This is a genomic window from Burkholderia seminalis DSM 23518 (assembly GCF_902832885.1).
GTDB lineage: Bacteria > Pseudomonadota > Gammaproteobacteria > Burkholderiales > Burkholderiaceae > Burkholderia > Burkholderia seminalis.
In genome coordinates this window covers 325,403-342,583 of sequence record NZ_CADFDK010000005.1, presented here as the reverse complement: position 1 = coordinate 342,583, position 17,181 = coordinate 325,403, and the positions used below count along the sequence as shown (strand labels likewise).

Here is a 17,181-nt window from a genome sequence, read left to right as displayed (position 1 = left end):
GGCGCGTCAGTTGTCGGCGCGCTCGCATACCGGCTGCGCCGGCATCAGTTGCGCGGGCGCGTCGACGGTCCGCACCGGACGCCCCGCGAGCGCGGCGAGCGCCTGCCGAAGCTGCCAGTCGCCGGCCGTGCCGAACGCGCGCTGCGGCAGCGCCGTGCTCCTCGCCGTATCGACCTTCGCGCGCACGCGCTGCTCGCGCAGCGCCTGCCGCGCCTTGCGCACCTGCGCGAACGGGTCGGGCGCCAGCCGGTCCGCATACGGCGCCCGCGCGAGATCGGCTTCCCGGTACCACAGCAGCACGCCGTCGACGTCCGAATCGCGGCGCGGTGGCACGAGCCAGTCCGGCACGACGCCGTAGCCGTCCATCGGGCAGCCGTTCGGCCGCAGGTTGCGCGCATACGTGAAATTCAGGCGCGTGCCGTCGATCAGGTCGACGCCCGTCTGCGCGAGGCCCTTCCCGTAGGTCGGCATGCCGAGCAGTTTCGCGCGGCCGAGATCCTTCAGCGCGGCCGCGGTCGCCTCGGCGGCCGACGCGCTCTGTCCGTCGACGAGCACGACGAGCGGCACGGTGCGCCACCAGTCGTCGGCCTGCAGCGGTGCCAGCGGATCCTGCCCGTGCATGACGGGCAGCGCGTAGTCGGGCCAGTTGGTCGTGTAGCGGCGGCGCTGCGTGTCGCCGCGCTCGACCGTCACCATCGCGGTGCGGTCGCGTCCCGCGAACAGCGCGGTGATGCCGATCGCCGCGTTGAGCGCGCCGCCGCCGTTGATGCGCAGGTCGAGGATCATGCCTGTCACCGGCGGGCCCGTGCGCCGCGCGGCCTGCACCGCGTCGATGTAATCGCCGACCGCCGGCTCCGGAAAGCTCGACAGCCGCGTGTACAGGATGTCGCCGTCGAGCCGCTTGGCGATCGCCGGATGCGGCTTGACGATCGCGCGCACCGGCGCGAAGGTCAGCACCGCATGCTTCGGGCCGCGCTGCACCGTGAGTTTCAGCGGCGCGCCCGCGTCGCCCTTCGCGAGTTTCAGGAGTTCGCCGCTGTCGATGCCGACGACGCTCCGGTCGTTCATCGCGACGACGAGATCGTCCGGCCGCACGCCGGCTTTCTCGGCCGGTGCGTCGGGAATCACGTCGATGATGTGCAGCCCGTCGGGCCGCGTCTCGAACACGATGCCGATGCCCGGCGTGCCGTTGCGCGCGCGCTGCTCGTCGTCGCGCCGCTCCTGCTCCTCCTTCGCGTTGAAGAAGCGCGCGTACGGCAGCGTCTTGATCCCGTCGTGGGTGGCGGCGTCGAGCAGCGCGCCGATGTCGACATCGGTCAGGTGCTGCTTCTTCAGTACTTCGACGGCCGCCTTCAGTTCGCAGAGCTGCGGTTCCCAATCGGGCGGGCAGGGCGACGGCGTCGGGGCGGCGGCCGATGCCGCGGCGGGCGGCGCGGATGCCGCTTGCGCGACGGCGAGCGGCGCATGCGGGAGCCCGACCGCGACGGCTGCGCAGGCGGCAAGGCGACGAACGGCACGCATGGGAGGCATCATCGGGACCGCACGTTGGGACGGGTGGCGAGTGTGCTTGCCCGGCCAGCGCGCGGCCGGCATGCAAGCGGGGCAGGGTGGTGACGATTGTAGCCGACGCCCGCGACGGCGCTGCTCGTGTCGCCCGCGCGCCGTGTACCGCGGCGGCCCGCGCATAAAAAAACCGGCCCGAATGGGCCGGCTTGGGTGCGATGCCGAAACGGCGCGGCGCTTAAACCTGCGCGCCCGCGTTCGGATCGTCCGGATCGTGCGCGGTCTTCTTTTCCTTGATCAGGTCCTCGCGCTTGATGCCGAGCCACATCGCGAGCGAGCCCGCGACGAACACCGACGAGTAGATGCCGAACATGATGCCGACCGTCAGCGCGAGCGCGAAGTAGTGCAGCGTCGGGCCGCCGAAGAAGAACATCGACAGCACCATCATTTCCGTCGACGTGTGCGTGATGATCGTGCGCGACATCGTGGTCGTGATCGCGTGGTTGATCACTTCCTGCACGTTCATCTTGCGTTCGCGGCGGAACGTCTCGCGGATCCGGTCGAAGATGACGACCGACTCGTTGACCGAGTAGCCGAGCACCGCGAGGATCGCCGCGAGCACCGCCAGCGAGAACTCCCACTGGAAGTAGGCGAAGAAGCCGAGAATGATCACGACGTCGTGCAGGTTGGCGATGATGCCGGCCACTGCGTACTTCCATTCGAAGCGGAACGACAGGTAGATCACGATGCCGATCACGACGCACGCGAGCGCGAGCAGGCCGTCGGTCGCGAGCTCCCGGCCGACCTGCGGGCCGACGAACTCGACGCGTTGCAGCGTGACGTCGGGGTTCTGCGCCTTCAGCGCGCCCATCACCTGGTCGCTCTGCTGCGCGGACGTGAGGCCTTCCTTCAGCTGCAGGCGGATCAGCACGTTGCGCGACGTGCCGAAGTTCTGCACCTGCGCGTCGGCATAACCGAGCTTGCCGAGCGTCGCGCGCACGGGTTCGAGTTCCGCGGCCTGCTGGTACTGCACCTCGATCACCGTACCGCCGGTGAATTCGACGGACAGGTGCAGCCCGCGGTGGAACAGGAAGAACACGGCGGCGAGGAACGTGACCAGCGAGATCACGTTGAACACCAGCGCGTGCCGCATGAACGGAATGTCTTTACGGATGCGGAAAAATTCCATGGTCTCGTCTCCGGGGCCTTATTGGGTCGAGCCCGGTTTCTTCGGCGACACGCCTTGCTGCGCGCGGTTGCGCAGCTGCGGCTTGCCGGCGCGCGGCGCGTTGCCCTTCGCCGGGGCGGCGAGCTTCGCGGCGCGCGCGGTGTCGGTCGATTCGTCCGCGTCGGTGAACGATGCGGCGGCAGCGGCGCCTTCCGGCTTCCACACCTGGCCGATCGCGAGCGACTTCAGCTTCTTGCGGCCGCCGTACCAGAGGTTGACGATCCCGCGCGAGAAGAACACCGCGGAGAACATCGACGTCAGGATGCCGAGGCAGTGCACGATCGCGAACGCGCGAACCGGGCCCGAGCCGAACGCGAGCAGCGCGAGACCGGCGATCAGCGTCGTGACGTTCGAGTCGAGAATCGTCGCCCAGGCATGCGCGTAACCGGCCTGGATCGCGAGCTGCGGCGGCTGGCCGGCGCGCAGTTCCTCGCGCACGCGCTCGTTGATCAGCACGTTCGAGTCGATCGCCATGCCGAGCGCGAGCGCGATTGCCGCGATGCCGGGCAGCGTCAGCGTGGCCTGCATCAGCGACAGCACGGCGACGAGCAGCAGCAGGTTCACCGACAGGCCGATCACCGACACCACGCCGAACAGCATGTAGTACGCGATCATGAACACGGCGATCGCGCAGAAGCCCCAGATCACCGAGTGGACGCCCATCTTGATGTTGTCCGCGCCGAGGCTCGGGCCGATCGTGCGTTCCTCGATGATGTCCATCGGCGCGGCGAGCGAACCGGCGCGCAGCAGCAGCGCGAGGTCGGCCGCGGCCTGCGGCGTCGGCTGGCCCGTGATCTGGAAGCGGTCGCCGAGCTCGGACTGGATCGTCGCGACCGTCAGCACTTCGCCCTTGCCCTTCTCGAACAGCACCATCGCCATCGGCTTGCCGATGTTGTCGCGCGACACCGTGCGCACCGCGCGGCCGCCGGCCGAGTCGAGGCGGATGTTGACCGACGGACGCTGGTGTTCGTCGAAGCCGGCCGATGCATCGATGATGCGGTCGCCGGTGAAGATCACGTCCTTCTTCAGCAGCACGGGCGCCTGGTTGCCCTGCGTGAACAGCTCCTCGCCCGGCGGAACGGGGTCGTTCGGGTTCGGGTGCGTGTTGATCGGGTCGGCGAGGCGTGCCTCGAGCGTCGCGGTGCGGCCGATGATGTCCTTCGCCTTCGCGGTGTCCTGCACGCCCGGCAGTTCGACGACGATGCGGTCGCTGCCTTGCTGCTGCAGGATCGGCTCGGACACGCCGAGTTCGTTCACGCGGTTGTGGAGCGTCGTCAGGTTCTGCTTGAGTGCCGCGTCCTCGACGGACTTCTGCACGGCCGGCGTGAAGGTGCCGACGACTTGCGTGCCGCCGCCGCCGGGCTGGGTCGCCCATTGCAGTTCGGTGATCGACGCGGCGAGCACCTTGCGGGCGTCTTCCGCCGTCTGCGCATCGCTGAAGTTGACGACCACGGACTGGTCGACGCGGCTCACGCCGCCGTCACGGATGTTCTTGTCGCGCAGCAGCGAGCGTGCGTCGGACGCGTCGGAGTCGAGCTTCTTCGTGAGCGCGCCCGTCATGTCGACCTGGAGCAGGAAGTGGACACCGCCGCGCAGGTCGAGGCCGAGATACATCGGCAGCGCGTGCAGGGCCGTCAGCCAGCGCGGCGACGCGCTCTGCAGGTTCAGGGCGACGACGTACTGCGGATCGTTCGGGTCGGCGTTCAGCGACTTTTGCAGCAGGTCCTTGACGCGCAGCTGCGTATCGGTGTCCTTCAGGCGCACGCGGATGTTCGCGTTGGTCGCCGTGTTCTCGAAGGTGACGTCGTCCGGCGTGATCTGCGCGGACGCGAGCGCCGCTTCGACCTGGGTCAGCGTGGTCGAGTCGAGCTTGACCGTGGCCTTGCCGCTCGACACCTGCACCGCCGGCGCTTCGCCGAAGAAGTTGGGCAATGTGTACAGAAGGCCGATGGCGAGCGCCACGACCATCACGACATATTTCCAGAGTGGATAACGATTCATGAGGGGGCCGAACGGGTGGTTGGCGTGAAAGCGTCGCGTCCGGCGCCGCGGCGGCCCGCTCTCTCAGGCGGGCACGGCGCGGGGAGCCGGACGCTCGGTGAAGGGCTTACAGCGACTTGATCGTGCCCTTCGGCAGAATGGTCGTGACCGCAGCCTTCTGCACGGTGATTTCAGTGCCTTCGGCGATTTCGACGCCGATGTAGCCTTCGGTGACCTTCGTCACCTTGCCGACGAGGCCGCCGCTCGTGACGACTTCGTCGCCCTTCGCCATGGCCGCGAGCATGTTGCGGTGTTCCTTCTGGCGCTTCATCTGCGGACGGATCATGATGAAGTAGAGCACCGCGAACATCAGGATGAGCGGCAGGAAGCTCATCAGGCTCGATTCGGCGCCACCGGCGCCTTGCGCGAAGGCATTGGAAATGAACGGCACGTTGGTCTCTCCGTAGGGGAAGATCGAAAAATAAGCCGGTTATTCTACCACCGGCCCCATGTGCAAACGGATCGGCAAATGCGCTTTCGGATCAAGCTGTTAAAGCGCGAACCGATACCGTCGCGACTTGTTTGGAAAGGAAATTGTAATATTTGGCGGTCGCGACGGGCCATCGAAACGCGTTATTTAGTCCGCGTCCTATGCGACTGGCGCGGTACGGCCCGCTGGCCGGTCAGTCGACCCCTCTGGCACGGTCCTCCGCGAAGCGCTGGCGGAACGCGTCGAACGTATGCGTTTCGATCGCCTCGCGGATCTCGCTCATCAGCTGCAGGTAGTAGTGCAGGTTGTGGATCGTGTTGAGCTGCGCGCCGAGGATTTCGCCGACGCGGTGCAGGTGATGCAGGTAGCCGCGCGAGAAGTTCTGGCACGTGTAGCACGTGCAGCTCGCGTCGAGCGGCTTCAGCGAGTTCTTGTGCGTCGCGTTGCGGATCTTCACGTCGCCGAAGCGCGTGAACAGCCAGCCGTTGCGCGCGTTGCGGGTCGGCATCACGCAGTCGAACATGTCGACGCCGTTCGCGACGCCCTCCACCAGATCCTCCGGCGTGCCGACGCCCATCAGGTAGTGCGGCTTGTTGGCCGGCAGCTTCGGGCCGACGTGGCGCAGCACGCGCATCATGTCTTCCTTCGGCTCGCCGACCGACAGCCCGCCGATCGCGAGGCCGTGGAAGCCGAGCTCCGCCAGGCCCGCGAGCGATTCGTCGCGCAGGTCCTCGAACATCCCGCCCTGGACGATCCCGAAGAGGGCGTTCGGGTTGCCGAGCCGGTTGAATTCGTCGAGCGAGCGCTTCGCCCAGCGCAGCGACATGCGCATCGAGTCGGCCGCTTCCTTGTGCGTCGTGGGCACGCCGTCGGTCGCGTACGGCGTGCACTCGTCGAACTGCATCACGACGTCGGAGTTCAGCACCTTCTGGATCTGCATCGACACTTCCGGCGACAGGAACAGCTTGTCGCCGTTGATCGGCGACGCGAACGTGACGCCGTCCTCGGTGATCTTGCGCAGGTCGCCGAGCGAGAACACCTGGAAGCCGCCCGAGTCGGTCAGGATCGGCTTGTTCCAGCCCATGAAGCCGTGCAGGCCGCCGTGCGCGTCGATCGTGTCGAGGCCCGGACGCAGCCACAGGTGGAACGTGTTGCCGAGGATGATCTGGGCCTTGATCTCGTGCAGTTCGCGCGGCTGGATCGCCTTCACGGTGCCGTAGGTGCCGACCGGCATGAAGATCGGCGTCTCGACCACGCCGTGATTGAGCTTCACGCGGCCGCGGCGCGCATGGCCGTCGGTCGTCAGCAGTTCGAATTCGAGCCCGTTCGCCGGGCGGTCCTGCACGGGCGCGTGCGTATCGTGGGATGAACCTTCGGTCATCGCGTCATTCTCCTTGCCACCGGAAAAGCGTTGCATGGGACCGGAGTATGCGCTGAAGCGCTGACTCCGGATCGCAAGTCCGGCGCATGTTGGAAACGCCGCCGGGTAACCGGCGGCGGGAAAAAGCGGGTGCGCGCCATCGTAGCGCGTACCGCAGGAAAACGGGGCAACAGCGCGGGGACACCGGCGCGGCGCGCGACAGCGCGAAGCGTAGCGGCCGTTGCGCAGTCGCGCGCCGGCGCGTCATCGCACCTGCCGCGCTTACGCGCCCGGCGCCTCCGGCGTGTCGCGCCGCGTCAGCAGCATCGCGTCGCCGTAGCTGAAGAAGCGGTAGCGTTCTTCGATCGCGTGCCGGTACGCGGCGCGGATCGTCTCGACGCCCGCGAACGCGGACACCAGCATCAGCAGCGTCGATTTCGGCAGGTGGAAATTCGTGACGAGCCGGTCGACCACGCGGAACCGGTAGCCGGGCGTGATGAAGATGTCGGTCTCGGCCTGCGTCGCCGCGAGCGGTCGGCCCGCATCGTCGGCCGCGCGCGCGGCGGCTTCGAGCGCGCGCATCGACGTCGTGCCGACCGCGATCACGTTGCCGCCGCGTGCGCGGGTCGCGGCGATCTTGTCGACGAGCGACTGCGGCAGGTCGTACCACTCGCTGTGCATCTTGTGCTCGGCGATGTTCTCGACGCGCACCGGCTGGAACGTGCCGGCGCCGACGTGCAGCGTCAGCGTCGCGCGCTCGACGTCCATCGCGTCGAGCTTCGCCAGCAGCGGCTGGTCGAAATGCAGCCCGGCCGTCGGCGCGGCGACCGCGCCCGGGTTGCTCGCATAGACGGTCTGGTAGCGCGTCTCGTCGGTCGCGTCGGCGTCGTGCTCGATATACGGCGGCAGCGGCAGGCGGCCGAACTGCTCGATCAGGTCGAGGCACGGCGCGGGGAAGTGCAGCGTGAAGAACGGCTCGACGCGCTCGCCGACCGTCACGTCGAATGCGTCGGCGAGACGCAGCGTCGTGCCGGCGCCCGGCGACTTGCTCGCGCGGATCTGCGCGAGCGCCGTGTGCGTGCCCGTCAAGCGCTCGATCAGCACCTCGATCTTGCCGCCGCTGGCCTTCTGGCCGAAGAAACGCGCCTTCAGCACCTTGGTATCGTTGAACACGAGCAGGTCGCCGGGCGCGATGCACGACGGCAGCTCGGTGAAACGGCGGTCGACGAGGCGCGCGGGCTCGGCGGTATTGTCGACCTCGAGCAGGCGGCTCGCGGTGCGATCGGGCAGCGCGGTTTGGGCAATCAGCTCGGGCGGCAGATTGAAATCGAAATCGGAAAGCGTGAACATGCGGGCTGGTTCGAAGCGGCCGGCGGGCGTCGCCGGCAGGGCGGAAACGCGTAAATGGGGCGCGCGAGCCGCTATGATGGCGGGATGCGCGGCCTGGCCGGCGTCGTTCGTTCGGACGACGTGAAAGCCGCTATTGTACTTGCCTTGCGAAGCACCCTGACGATCCGATGCCTGTGTCACCACGCCGTTCCGCCGCCGCCGTTGCCGATTCCGCCGATCCGTTCGACGCGGACGATGCCGCCACGCCTGCGCCGCCCGCATCGGCCGCCGGCGCGCGCCGCGCCGGCCCGAAGCGCGGCGCCGACGGCCGGCTCGCGCAGCCCGCTGCCGCCGCGCCCGACGTCGAACCGGGCGCGGGCGGCGACGACGCCGACGCGCCCGGTGCATCGGGCACGAAGCGCAAGAAGAAGCCTGCCGCCGACAAACCGGTGAAAACCGCCGACAAGCTCGCGAAACTCGGCCTCACGCGTTCGATCGATCTCGTGCTGCATCTGCCGATGCGCTACGAGGACGAAACCACGCTCACGCCGATCGGCGAACTGCTGCCGGGCGGCATCGCGCAAACCGAAGGCGTCGTGTTCGACAACGAAGTCGCCTATCGGCCGCGCCGCCAGCTCGTCGTGAAGATCCAGGACGACGACGGCGAGCAGCTCGTGCTGCGCTTCCTGAATTTCTACGGGTCGCAGGTCAAGCAGATGGCCGTCGGCCAGCGGCTGCGCGTGCGTGGCGACGTGCGCGGCGGTTTCTTCGGGATGGAGATGGTGCATCCGGCCGTGCGCGTCGTCGAAGCGGACGCGCCGCTGCCGCAGGTGCTCACGCCCGTCTACCCGAGCACGGCCGGCGTGTCGCAGGCCTACCTGCGCAAGGCGATCGAGAATGCGGTCGAGCGCACGCCGCTGCCCGAGCTGCTGCCGCCCGAGATCCAGCGCGACTACCTGAAGCCGCTCGACGTGCCGACGCTCGAGCAGGCCGTGCGCATCCTGCACCACCCGCGCGTCGATTCCGACGAAGCCGCGTTGATGGACGGCTCGCATCCGGCGTGGACGCGCATCAAGTTCGAGGAGCTGCTCGCGCAGCAGCTGTCGCTCAAGCGGGCGCACGAGGAGCGCCGCACGCGTGCCGCGCCCGCGATGCCGCGCCGCACCGCGAGCGACGCCGATGCGCTGACGACGCGGCTCTACGCGGCGCTGCCGTTCACGCTGACGGGCGCGCAGGCGCGCGTCGTCGACGAGATCGCGCACGACCTCACGCTCGCGCACCCGATGCAGCGCCTGCTGCAGGGCGACGTCGGCAGCGGCAAGACGGTCGTCGCGGCGCTGGCCGCCACGCAGGCGATCGACGCCGGCTACCAGGCCGCGCTGATGGCGCCCACCGAAATCCTCGCGGAACAGCACGCGCGCAAGCTGCGCGCATGGCTCGAGCCGCTCGGCGTGTCGGTCGCGTGGCTCGCGGGGAGCCTGAAGGCGAAGGAGAAGCGCGCGGCGATCGAGGCGGCCGCGCTCGGCACCGCGCAGCTCGTGATCGGCACGCACGCGATCATCCAGGACACGGTCGAATTCGCGCGGCTCGGCCTCGTGATCGTCGACGAGCAGCACCGCTTCGGCGTCGAGCAGCGTCTCGCACTGCGCGCGAAGGCCGCGAACGCGGCCAACGGCGCGCGCGATTTCCAGCCGCACCAGCTGATGATGTCGGCCACGCCGATCCCGCGCACGCTCGCGATGACGTACTACGCGGATCTCGAGGTCTCGACGATCGACGAGCTGCCGCCGGGCCGCACGCCCGTGCTGACGCGCCTCGTCGGCGACGCGCGGCGCGACGAGGTGATCGCCCGCGTGCGCGAGGCCGCGCTGACCGGGCGCCAGGTGTACTGGGTGTGCCCGCTGATCGAGGAAAGCGAGACGCTGCAGCTGCAGACGGCCGTCGAAACCTACGAGACGCTGGCGGCGGCGCTCCCCGAACTGAAGGTCGGGCTCGTGCACGGCCGGCTGTCGCCCGCCGACAAGGCCGCCGTGATGGAGGCGTTCACGCGCAACGAAGTGCAGCTGCTCGTCGCGACGACCGTGATCGAGGTCGGCGTCGACGTGCCGAACGCGTCGCTGATGGTGATCGAGCACGCGGAGCGTTTCGGCCTCGCGCAGCTGCACCAGCTGCGCGGCCGCGTCGGGCGCGGCACCGCGGCGTCGGTGTGCGTGCTGCTGTACACGGGGCCGCTGTCGCTGACCGGCCGCGAGCGGCTGAAGACGATGCGCGAGACGACCGACGGCTTCGAGATCGCGCGGCGCGACCTCGAAATCCGCGGCCCCGGCGAATTCCTCGGGGCGCGCCAGTCGGGCGCGGCGATGCTGCGTTTTGCCAACCTCGAGACCGACGGCTGGCTGATCGACCCGGCCCGAGAGGCCGCGACGCGGCTGATTGCCGCGTACCCCGACATCGTCACGCAGCATCTCGCCCGTTGGCTCGGTGCGCGGGAACAGTACCTGAAGGCTTGATTCGGCAGCTCGGGGCCGGATCAGAAAGCCGTCGATCGATGCATCGGATGTCGAGAAACTTGGCGAACCGGTGCCGGAGGGTGTATAAATTAAACCTATCGCCTGTATATACCTGATTGACCCACAATGACGCTGACTGAATTGAAATACATCGTCGCGGTCGCGCGCGAACGGCATTTCGGCCGCGCGGCCGAGGCCTGCTTCGTGAGCCAGCCGACGCTGTCGGTGGCGATCAAGAAGCTCGAAGACGAGCTCAACGTGCAGATTTTCGAGCGCGGCGCGAGCGAAGTGAGCGTGACGCCGATCGGTGACCAGATCGTCACGCAGGCGCAGCGCGTGCTCGAGCAGACTTTCGCGATCAAGGAGATCGCGAAGCAGGGCAAGGACCCGCTGGTCGGCCCGTTCCGCCTCGGCGTGATCTACACGATCGGGCCGTACCTGCTGCCGACGCTCGTCAAGCAGATGATCCAGCGTGTTCCGCAGATGCCGCTGATGCTGCAGGAGAACTACACGCTGAAGCTGCTCGAACCGCTCAAGCAGGGCGAGATCGACGCCGCGATCATGGCGCTGCCGTTCCCGGAAACCGGCCTGATGGTGCGTCCGCTGTACGACGAACCGTTCGTCGTCGCGCTGCCGGCCGGCCATCCGTGGGAGAAGCGCGAGGAAATCAATGCCGAGGACCTGAAGCAGGAAACCATGCTGCTGCTCGGCAACGGCCATTGCTTCCGCGATCACGTGCTCGGCGTGTGCCCGGAGCTGATGCGCTTCTCGCAGACGGCCGACGGCATCCAGAAGACCTTCGAGGGCTCGTCGCTCGAAACCATTCGCCATATGGTCGCGAGCGGTGTCGGCATCACCGTGCTGCCGCGGATGTCGGTCGCCGAGGTCGGCCCGCGCGCGAACGGCCCCGATGCGGAGCTGCTGTCGTACGTGCCGTTCAACGAACCGGTGCCCGACCGCCGCGTGGTGCTCGTGTGGCGCAAGAGCTTCACGCGGATGCCCGCGATCGACGCGATCAGCGACGCGATTTCCGCGTGCGAACTGCCGGGCGTCGCGAAGCTCGACATGCCGGCCACGATGAACTGAGCGCGTAGGTCGCCTGCGCGTATGGCAGCATGATGAACGGGGTCTTGCGACCCCGTTTATTTTTTCCTATCGCATAGATGAAATTTATTAAATTCAAATAATTGATAGATATAGATAGAATCCTCTACATGGATCGGCGCCTTGGCCGAGAAGCGACATGCACGTTGGATGCAAGCGTCAAAGGAGGATGTCATGATGCGGTCGGTATTGCAGCACGCGCAGCGGAACATCCCGTCGCGCGACACGGTCGTACATCGCGCCAGGGCCGCGGTTCGCAGCCTGCGTCCGATTGCGTTCGCGTACCTGGCGGATCGCGTGTATGGCGGATGAGTGCCGCCGCGCGCCGGTCCGGTGTTCCCCCGATTCACCCGCCATCAAGCCATGAGGGAGCATTGCATGCCCGACAGCATGACCACCGCACGCATCGCCGGCACGACGACTGCCGGCAGTGGCTTCCCCGAGCGCCCCGCCTGCGGCGCGTTGCAGCGGGAACGCGAGCCGAAGGCCGCGCACGACATCCCGTAGTACGGCAGGAGGATCTGCCTGTTCCGTTTCTTATCCCCCGCAATGCTCCACGAACCGCGCCCGGCACGTGGGGGCCTACGAGCAAGTAAAGGAGAAAAAGCATGTCGAACGAAGCGAAGTGTCCGTTCAACCACACCGCAGGCAGCGGCACGACGAACAAGGACTGGTGGCCGAATCAGCTGAACCTGAATGTCCTGCACCGGCATTCGGCGTTGTCCGATCCGATGGACCAGGATTTCGACTACGCCGAAGCGTTCAAGAAGCTGGATCTCGCGGCGGTGAAGCAGGACCTGCACGCGCTGATGACGACGTCGCAGGACTGGTGGCCGGCCGACTTCGGCCACTATGGCGGCCTGTTCGTGCGCATGGCATGGCACAGCGCCGGCACTTACCGCACGGCCGACGGCCGCGGCGGCGCGGGCGGCGGGCAGCAGCGCTTCGCGCCGCTCAACAGCTGGCCGGACAACGTGAGCCTCGACAAGGCGCGCCGGCTGCTGTGGCCGATCAAGCAGAAGTACGGCCGCAACATCTCGTGGGCCGATCTGCTGATCCTGACGGGCAACGTCGCGCTCGAATCGATGGGCTTCAAGACGTTCGGTTACGCCGGCGGCCGCGTCGACACGTGGGAACCGGACGACGTGTACTGGGGCTCGGAAAAGATCTGGCTGGAACTGAGCGGCGGCCCGAACAGCCGCTACTCGGGCAAGCGTGAGCTCGAAAGCCCGCTCGCCGCCGTGCAGATGGGCCTCATCTACGTGAACCCGGAAGGCCCGGACGGCAACCCCGACCCGGTCGCCGCCGCGCACGACATCCGCGAGACGTTCGCGCGGATGGCGATGAACGACGAAGAGACGGTCGCGCTGATCGCGGGCGGCCACACGTTCGGCAAGACGCACGGCGCCGGTCCGGCGTCGAACGTCGGCCCCGAGCCGGAAGCCGCGGGCCTCGAGGAGCAGGGTCTCGGCTGGAAGAGCACGTTCGGCACGGGCAAGGGCAAGGACGCGATCACGAGCGGCCTCGAAGTCACGTGGACCTCGACGCCGACGAAGTGGAGCAACGACTTCTTCAAGCACCTGTTCAGCTATGAGTGGGAGCTCACGAAGAGCCCGGCCGGCGCGCACCAGTGGGTCGCGAAGGACGCCGGCGAAGTGATTCCCGATGCGTTCGACGCGTCGAAGAAGCATCGCCCGACGATGCTGACGACCGACCTGTCGCTGCGTTTCGACCCGGCCTACGAAAAGATCTCGCGCCGTTTCTACGAGAACCCGGCCGAGTTCGCCGATGCGTTCGCGCGTGCGTGGTTCAAGCTCACGCACCGCGACATGGGCCCGCGCTCCCGTTATCTCGGCCCGGAAGTGCCGGCGGAACACCTGCTGTGGCAGGACCCGATCCCGGCAGTCGACCACCCGCTGATCGACGCCGCCGACGTTGCCGCGCTGAAGGCGAAGGTGCTGGCGACCGGCCTGTCGGTGTCGCAGCTCGTGTCGACGGCATGGGCGTCGGCAGCGACGTTCCGCGGGTCGGACAAGCGCGGCGGCGCGAACGGTGCGCGCATCCGCCTCGCGCCGCAGAAGGACTGGGAAGTGAACCGCCCGGCCCAGCTCGCGAAGGTGCTGGAGACGCTCGAAGGCGTGCGGAAGGCGTTCAATGACGCGCAGACGGGCGGCAAGAAGGTGTCGCTCGCCGACCTGATCGTGCTGGCCGGTGCGGCCGGCGTCGAGCAGGCCGCGAAGAACGCGGGTATCGCGGTGACGGTGCCGTTCGCGCCGGGCCGCGCGGATGCGACGCAGGAAGAGACCGACGTCGAGGCGATGGCCGTGCTCGAGCCGCTCGCCGACGGCTTCCGTAACTACCTGAAGGCCGCGTACAAGACGCCGGCCGAGGCGCTGCTGGTCGACAAGGCGCAACTGCTGACGTTGACGGCGCCGGAGATGACGGTACTCGTAGGCGGCTTGCGCGTGCTCGGCGCGAACGCCGGCGACTCGAAGCACGGAGTGTTCACCGATCGTCCGGAAACGCTGACGAACGACTTCTTCGTGAACCTGCTCGACATGGCCACGGAGTGGAAGCCGGTGTCGGCCGCGAACGACGTGTTCGAGGGGCGCGACCGCGCGACGGGCGCGGTCAAGTGGACGGGCACGCGCGTCGACCTGATCTTCGGCTCGCACTCGCAGTTGCGCGCGCTGGCCGAGGTGTACGGCAGCGCGGATGCGAAGGAGAAGTTCGCGCGCGATTTCGTCGCCGCCTGGAACAAGGTGATGACCCTCGACCGCTTCGACCTCGCATGAAACCGGCCGCATGCTCATGCGGTCATGCAGTGACGCAGTAACGCGGAACGGCCGGTCGAACGACCGGCCGTTTCTTCTCGGAACGATGTCTTGTCAAGGGAGTAACGACCATGACGCAAATGATGCTCAACATGCGTGCGGCGGCGTCGCCCGTTCTGCGATCGCCGGTCGAACTGGCGCGCTACGTCGTCGGCTTCGCGATCGTCATCGGCGGGGCGGCGGAACTGGTCTCGCAGGCGCTGCACGCGCTCGCGCCGGTCGCAGGTGGTTGACGGCAGCGACGGCAGCGACGGTTTCGCAACGCCAGACGTGCGAGTCGCGAACGGATGCCGTGCGACGCGGCATGCGGATTGCTCGACGCATTTTCACCGGTTCAACATTTCGAACGAGGAGTCCCGAAGATGGCCAGGAAAGGCAACGCCACGCCGATCAACATCGGCATCAGCGACAAGGACCGCAAGAAGATCGCGGACGGCCTGTCGCGCCTGCTCGCCGATACGTTTTCGCTGTACCTGAAGACCCATAATTTCCACTGGAACGTGACCGGGCCGATGTTCAACACGCTGCACCTGATGTTCGAGGAGCAGTACAACGAGCTATGGCTCGCGGTCGATTCCGTCGCGGAGCGCATTCGCACGCTCGGCGTCGTCGCGCCGGGCACGTTCGCCGAGTTCGCGAAACTGTCGTCGGTGCCCGAAGCGAAGGGCGTACCGGCCGCCGAGGAGATGATCCGCCAGCTCGTCGAAGGGCACGAGGCGGTCGTGCGCACCGCGCGCGACATCTTCCCGATCGCCGACGCGGCCAGCGACGAGCCGACCGCCGACCTGCTGACGCAGCGCCTGCAGACGCATGAAAAGACCGCGTGGATGCTGCGGTCGCTGCTCGCGTAAGCGCGGTGCGGCCCGATCCGCGATGCGGTCGACTCTGTCCCTTGATTGACGCGCGATGCGGCACAGCCGCGCGCAGCGGGCCTGGGCGGCGTGTGCGCGCCCGCCGGTAGCCGTCTGCGGGCCGCTCCCGACATGACGCGGAGCGCCGCTCGGCTCTAAAATGCCGGGGTTATCTTCCCGGTGCTTCGCCATGCTTGCCCGTTTTCCGCTGTATCTGCGGCTCGTCCGGATGGACAAGCCGATCGGCAGCCTGCTGCTGCTGTGGCCGACGCTCAACGCGCTGTGGATCGCGTCGGACGGCCATCCGCGCTGGCCGCTGCTCGTGATCTTCGTGCTCGGCACGCTGCTGATGCGCTCGGCCGGCTGCGCGATGAACGACTACGCCGACCGCGATTTCGACCGTCACGTGAAGCGCACGGCCGACCGGCCGCTGACGTCGGGCAAGATCCACGCATGGGAAGCCGTCGCGATCGCGGTCGGGCTGTCGTTCGTCGCGTTCCTGCTGATCCTGCCGCTCAATACGCTGACGAAGGAACTGTCCGTCGTCGCGCTGTTCGTCGCGGGCTCGTATCCGTTCATGAAGCGTTTCTTCGCGATTCCGCAGGCGTATCTCGGCATCGCGTTCGGCTTCGGCATCCCGATGGCGTTCGCGGCCGTGCAGGACACGGTGCCGGCGATCGCGTGGGTGATGCTGGTCGCGAACATCTTCTGGTCGGTCGCATACGACACCGAGTACGCGATGGTCGATCGCGACGACGACATCAAGATCGGCATTCGCACGTCCGCGCTGACGTTCGGCCGCTTCGACGTCGCGGCCGTGATGGCGTGCTACGCGGCGACGCTCGGCATCTACGTGTGGGTCGGCGTGACGCTCGGCTTCGGTCTCGTGTACTGGGCCGGCTGGGCCGCCGCGGCCGGCTGCGCGCTGTATCACTACACGCTGATCAAGGATCGTGAACGGATGCCGTGCTTCGCGGCATTCCGGCACAACAACTGGCTCGGCGGCGTGCTGTTCGCGGGCATCGCCGCGCATTACCTGCTGGCCGGCAACTGAACGACGAAGCCGAGCGCCGCCAATGAAAAAGCGACCTGACGGTCGCTTTTTTTACATCGGGCGCCGGTAATCCGGCAAGCGCTCCCGCGCTTACGCGCGGCCGAGTTCGTCGCCCATTTCCTTCGCACGCGCTTCCGCCGCCAGCGCGCCGCGCACGATCGCTTCCTTCACGCCCTGCGCGTCGAATGCCGCGAGCGCGGCGGCCGTCGTGCCGCCCTTCGACGTCACGCGCTCGCGCAGCACGCTCGCCGGCTCGCCCGATTGCGCGGCCAGTTGCGCGGCGCCCGTAAACGTCGCGACCGCGAGCGCGCGGCCCTGTTCGTCGTTCATGCCGAGGCGGCGTGCGGCTTCCTGCAGCGCTTCGATGAAATAAAACACGTACGCGGGGCCGCTGCCCGAAATGGCCGTGACGGCGTCGAGTTGCGACTCGTCGTCGAACCACACGATCTCGCCGACCGCGCCGAGCACGTTCGACGCGAGTTCGCGGCCCGCTGCGTCGACCGCGGGGAGCGCGGCGAGGCCCGTCACGCCCATGCCGACCAGCGCGGGCGTGTTCGGCATCGTGCGCACGACGCGCGGGTAGTCGCCGAGCCAGCGCGCGAGATCCGTGCCGCGGATGCCGGCCGCGATGCTGATCACGAGCTGCGACGTCAGGTGCGGCGCGAGCGCCTGCGCGACGTCCTTCAGCACCTGCGGCTTCACCGCGAGCACGATCGCGTCGTAGCCGGCGAGCGTCGCGTCGACGGCCGCGCCGGTGCGGATGCCGAATTGCTGCGCGGCGCGCGCGCGGACGTCCTCGTTGACGTCGATGGCATACAGGCCGTCGGCGGCGACGCCGCGCTTGATCAGGCCGCCGATCAGGGCCGCGGCCATGTTGCCGCCGCCGATGAATGCGATTTTCATGATGTCCGAATGAGCGAGTGAGTGAACGGAAAGGC

The 17,181-nt window shown here is 67.8% G+C and carries 14 protein-coding genes; 7 read left to right on the top strand and 7 right to left on the bottom strand.

Going from position 1 to position 17,181, the window contains the following annotated elements; translation table 11 throughout:
* Nucleotides 1–6: 6 nt before the first annotated feature.
* The 6 genes from HWX00_RS18540 to queA form a co-directional block, all read right to left on the bottom strand.
* A complete protein-coding gene (locus tag HWX00_RS18540) occupies nucleotides 7–1,521 on the bottom strand; it encodes a S41 family peptidase (protein WP_226194016.1) in 1,515 nt (504 codons plus the stop codon).
* Nucleotides 1,522–1,741: 220 nt separating this feature from the next.
* On the bottom strand, nucleotides 1,742–2,692 hold the full coding sequence (secF, locus tag HWX00_RS18535) for a protein translocase subunit SecF (RefSeq protein WP_034187142.1): 951 nt from the start codon (nucleotides 2,690–2,692) through the stop codon (nucleotides 1,742–1,744).
* Between the two features lie 18 nt (nucleotides 2,693–2,710).
* The gene (secD, locus tag HWX00_RS18530; RefSeq protein WP_034187143.1) at nucleotides 2,711–4,732 is read right to left on the bottom strand and encodes a protein translocase subunit SecD; all 2,022 of its coding nucleotides are present in this window, start codon (nucleotides 4,730–4,732) and stop codon (nucleotides 2,711–2,713) included.
* A 106-nt stretch (nucleotides 4,733–4,838) separates the two neighbouring features.
* Nucleotides 4,839–5,162, bottom strand: a complete 324-nt coding sequence (yajC, locus tag HWX00_RS18525) for a preprotein translocase subunit YajC (RefSeq protein ID WP_006476868.1) — start codon at nucleotides 5,160–5,162, stop codon at nucleotides 4,839–4,841.
* Between the two features lie 232 nt (nucleotides 5,163–5,394).
* Complete coding sequence (gene tgt / locus HWX00_RS18520) at nucleotides 5,395–6,582, bottom strand: tRNA guanosine(34) transglycosylase Tgt (RefSeq protein WP_049028475.1); 1,188 nt, start codon at nucleotides 6,580–6,582, stop codon at nucleotides 5,395–5,397.
* A gap of 261 nt (nucleotides 6,583–6,843) precedes the next feature.
* Nucleotides 6,844–7,911 carry a tRNA preQ1(34) S-adenosylmethionine ribosyltransferase-isomerase QueA gene (gene queA, locus HWX00_RS18515; protein WP_175029247.1) on the bottom strand — a complete coding sequence of 356 codons (1,068 nt, stop codon included), beginning with the start codon at nucleotides 7,909–7,911 and terminating at the stop codon, nucleotides 6,844–6,846.
* Between the two features lie 167 nt (nucleotides 7,912–8,078).
* Here queA and recG point away from each other — a divergent pair, with 167 nt between their 5' ends.
* The 7 genes from recG (at nucleotide 8,079) to ubiA (ending at nucleotide 16,243) form a co-directional block, all read left to right on the top strand.
* Nucleotides 8,079–10,400 (top strand): ATP-dependent DNA helicase RecG, encoded by a 2,322-nt coding sequence (gene recG, locus HWX00_RS18510; RefSeq protein WP_034187145.1) that lies wholly within the window; start codon nucleotides 8,079–8,081, stop codon nucleotides 10,398–10,400.
* Between the two features lie 126 nt (nucleotides 10,401–10,526).
* Nucleotides 10,527–11,486: a hydrogen peroxide-inducible genes activator gene (locus tag HWX00_RS18505; protein WP_175029328.1), complete on the top strand. Its 960-nt coding sequence runs from the start codon at nucleotides 10,527–10,529 to the stop codon at nucleotides 11,484–11,486.
* A 396-nt stretch (nucleotides 11,487–11,882) separates the two neighbouring features.
* The gene (locus HWX00_RS37180; RefSeq protein ID WP_260435749.1) at nucleotides 11,883–12,011 is read left to right on the top strand and encodes a hypothetical protein; all 129 of its coding nucleotides are present in this window, start codon (nucleotides 11,883–11,885) and stop codon (nucleotides 12,009–12,011) included.
* 101 nt (nucleotides 12,012–12,112) lie between these two features.
* On the top strand, nucleotides 12,113–14,299 hold the full coding sequence (gene katG / locus HWX00_RS18500) for a catalase/peroxidase HPI (protein WP_034187147.1): 2,187 nt from the start codon (nucleotides 12,113–12,115) through the stop codon (nucleotides 14,297–14,299).
* Between the two features lie 110 nt (nucleotides 14,300–14,409).
* Nucleotides 14,410–14,571 (top strand): hypothetical protein, encoded by a 162-nt coding sequence (locus HWX00_RS18495; RefSeq protein WP_167361864.1) that lies wholly within the window; start codon nucleotides 14,410–14,412, stop codon nucleotides 14,569–14,571.
* A gap of 129 nt (nucleotides 14,572–14,700) precedes the next feature.
* The gene (dpsA, locus tag HWX00_RS18490; RefSeq protein WP_034187148.1) at nucleotides 14,701–15,189 is read left to right on the top strand and encodes a non-specific DNA-binding protein DpsA; all 489 of its coding nucleotides are present in this window, start codon (nucleotides 14,701–14,703) and stop codon (nucleotides 15,187–15,189) included.
* Nucleotides 15,190–15,379: 190 nt separating this feature from the next.
* Nucleotides 15,380–16,243, top strand: a complete 864-nt coding sequence (gene ubiA / locus HWX00_RS18485) for a 4-hydroxybenzoate octaprenyltransferase (protein ID WP_034187149.1) — start codon at nucleotides 15,380–15,382, stop codon at nucleotides 16,241–16,243.
* A gap of 90 nt (nucleotides 16,244–16,333) precedes the next feature.
* On the opposite strand, the gene proC is transcribed toward ubiA, so the two are convergent.
* Complete coding sequence (proC, locus tag HWX00_RS18480) at nucleotides 16,334–17,146, bottom strand: pyrroline-5-carboxylate reductase (protein ID WP_034187150.1); 813 nt, start codon at nucleotides 17,144–17,146, stop codon at nucleotides 16,334–16,336.
* Nucleotides 17,147–17,181 lie beyond the last annotated feature (35 nt).

Coding starts and splice junctions, on each gene's coding strand:
- HWX00_RS18540 (WP_226194016.1), bottom strand. CDS start 1,521: ATGCGTGCCGTTCGTCGCCTTGCCGCCTGCGCAGCCGTCGCGGTCGGG.
- secF (WP_034187142.1), bottom strand. CDS start 2,692: ATGGAATTTTTCCGCATCCGTAAAGACATTCCGTTCATGCGGCACGCG.
- secD (WP_034187143.1), bottom strand. CDS start 4,732: ATGAATCGTTATCCACTCTGGAAATATGTCGTGATGGTCGTGGCGCTC.
- tgt (WP_049028475.1), bottom strand. CDS start 6,582: ATGACCGAAGGTTCATCCCACGATACGCACGCGCCCGTGCAGGACCGC.
- queA (WP_175029247.1), bottom strand. CDS start 7,911: ATGTTCACGCTTTCCGATTTCGATTTCAATCTGCCGCCCGAGCTGATT.
- recG (WP_034187145.1), top strand. CDS start 8,079: ATGCCTGTGTCACCACGCCGTTCCGCCGCCGCCGTTGCCGATTCCGCC.
- HWX00_RS18505 (WP_175029328.1), top strand. CDS start 10,527: ATGACGCTGACTGAATTGAAATACATCGTCGCGGTCGCGCGCGAACGG.
- HWX00_RS37180 (WP_260435749.1), top strand. CDS start 11,883: ATGCCCGACAGCATGACCACCGCACGCATCGCCGGCACGACGACTGCC.
- katG (WP_034187147.1), top strand. CDS start 12,113: ATGTCGAACGAAGCGAAGTGTCCGTTCAACCACACCGCAGGCAGCGGC.
- HWX00_RS18495 (WP_167361864.1), top strand. CDS start 14,410: ATGACGCAAATGATGCTCAACATGCGTGCGGCGGCGTCGCCCGTTCTG.
- dpsA (WP_034187148.1), top strand. CDS start 14,701: ATGGCCAGGAAAGGCAACGCCACGCCGATCAACATCGGCATCAGCGAC.
- ubiA (WP_034187149.1), top strand. CDS start 15,380: ATGCTTGCCCGTTTTCCGCTGTATCTGCGGCTCGTCCGGATGGACAAG.
- proC (WP_034187150.1), bottom strand. CDS start 17,146: ATGAAAATCGCATTCATCGGCGGCGGCAACATGGCCGCGGCCCTGATC.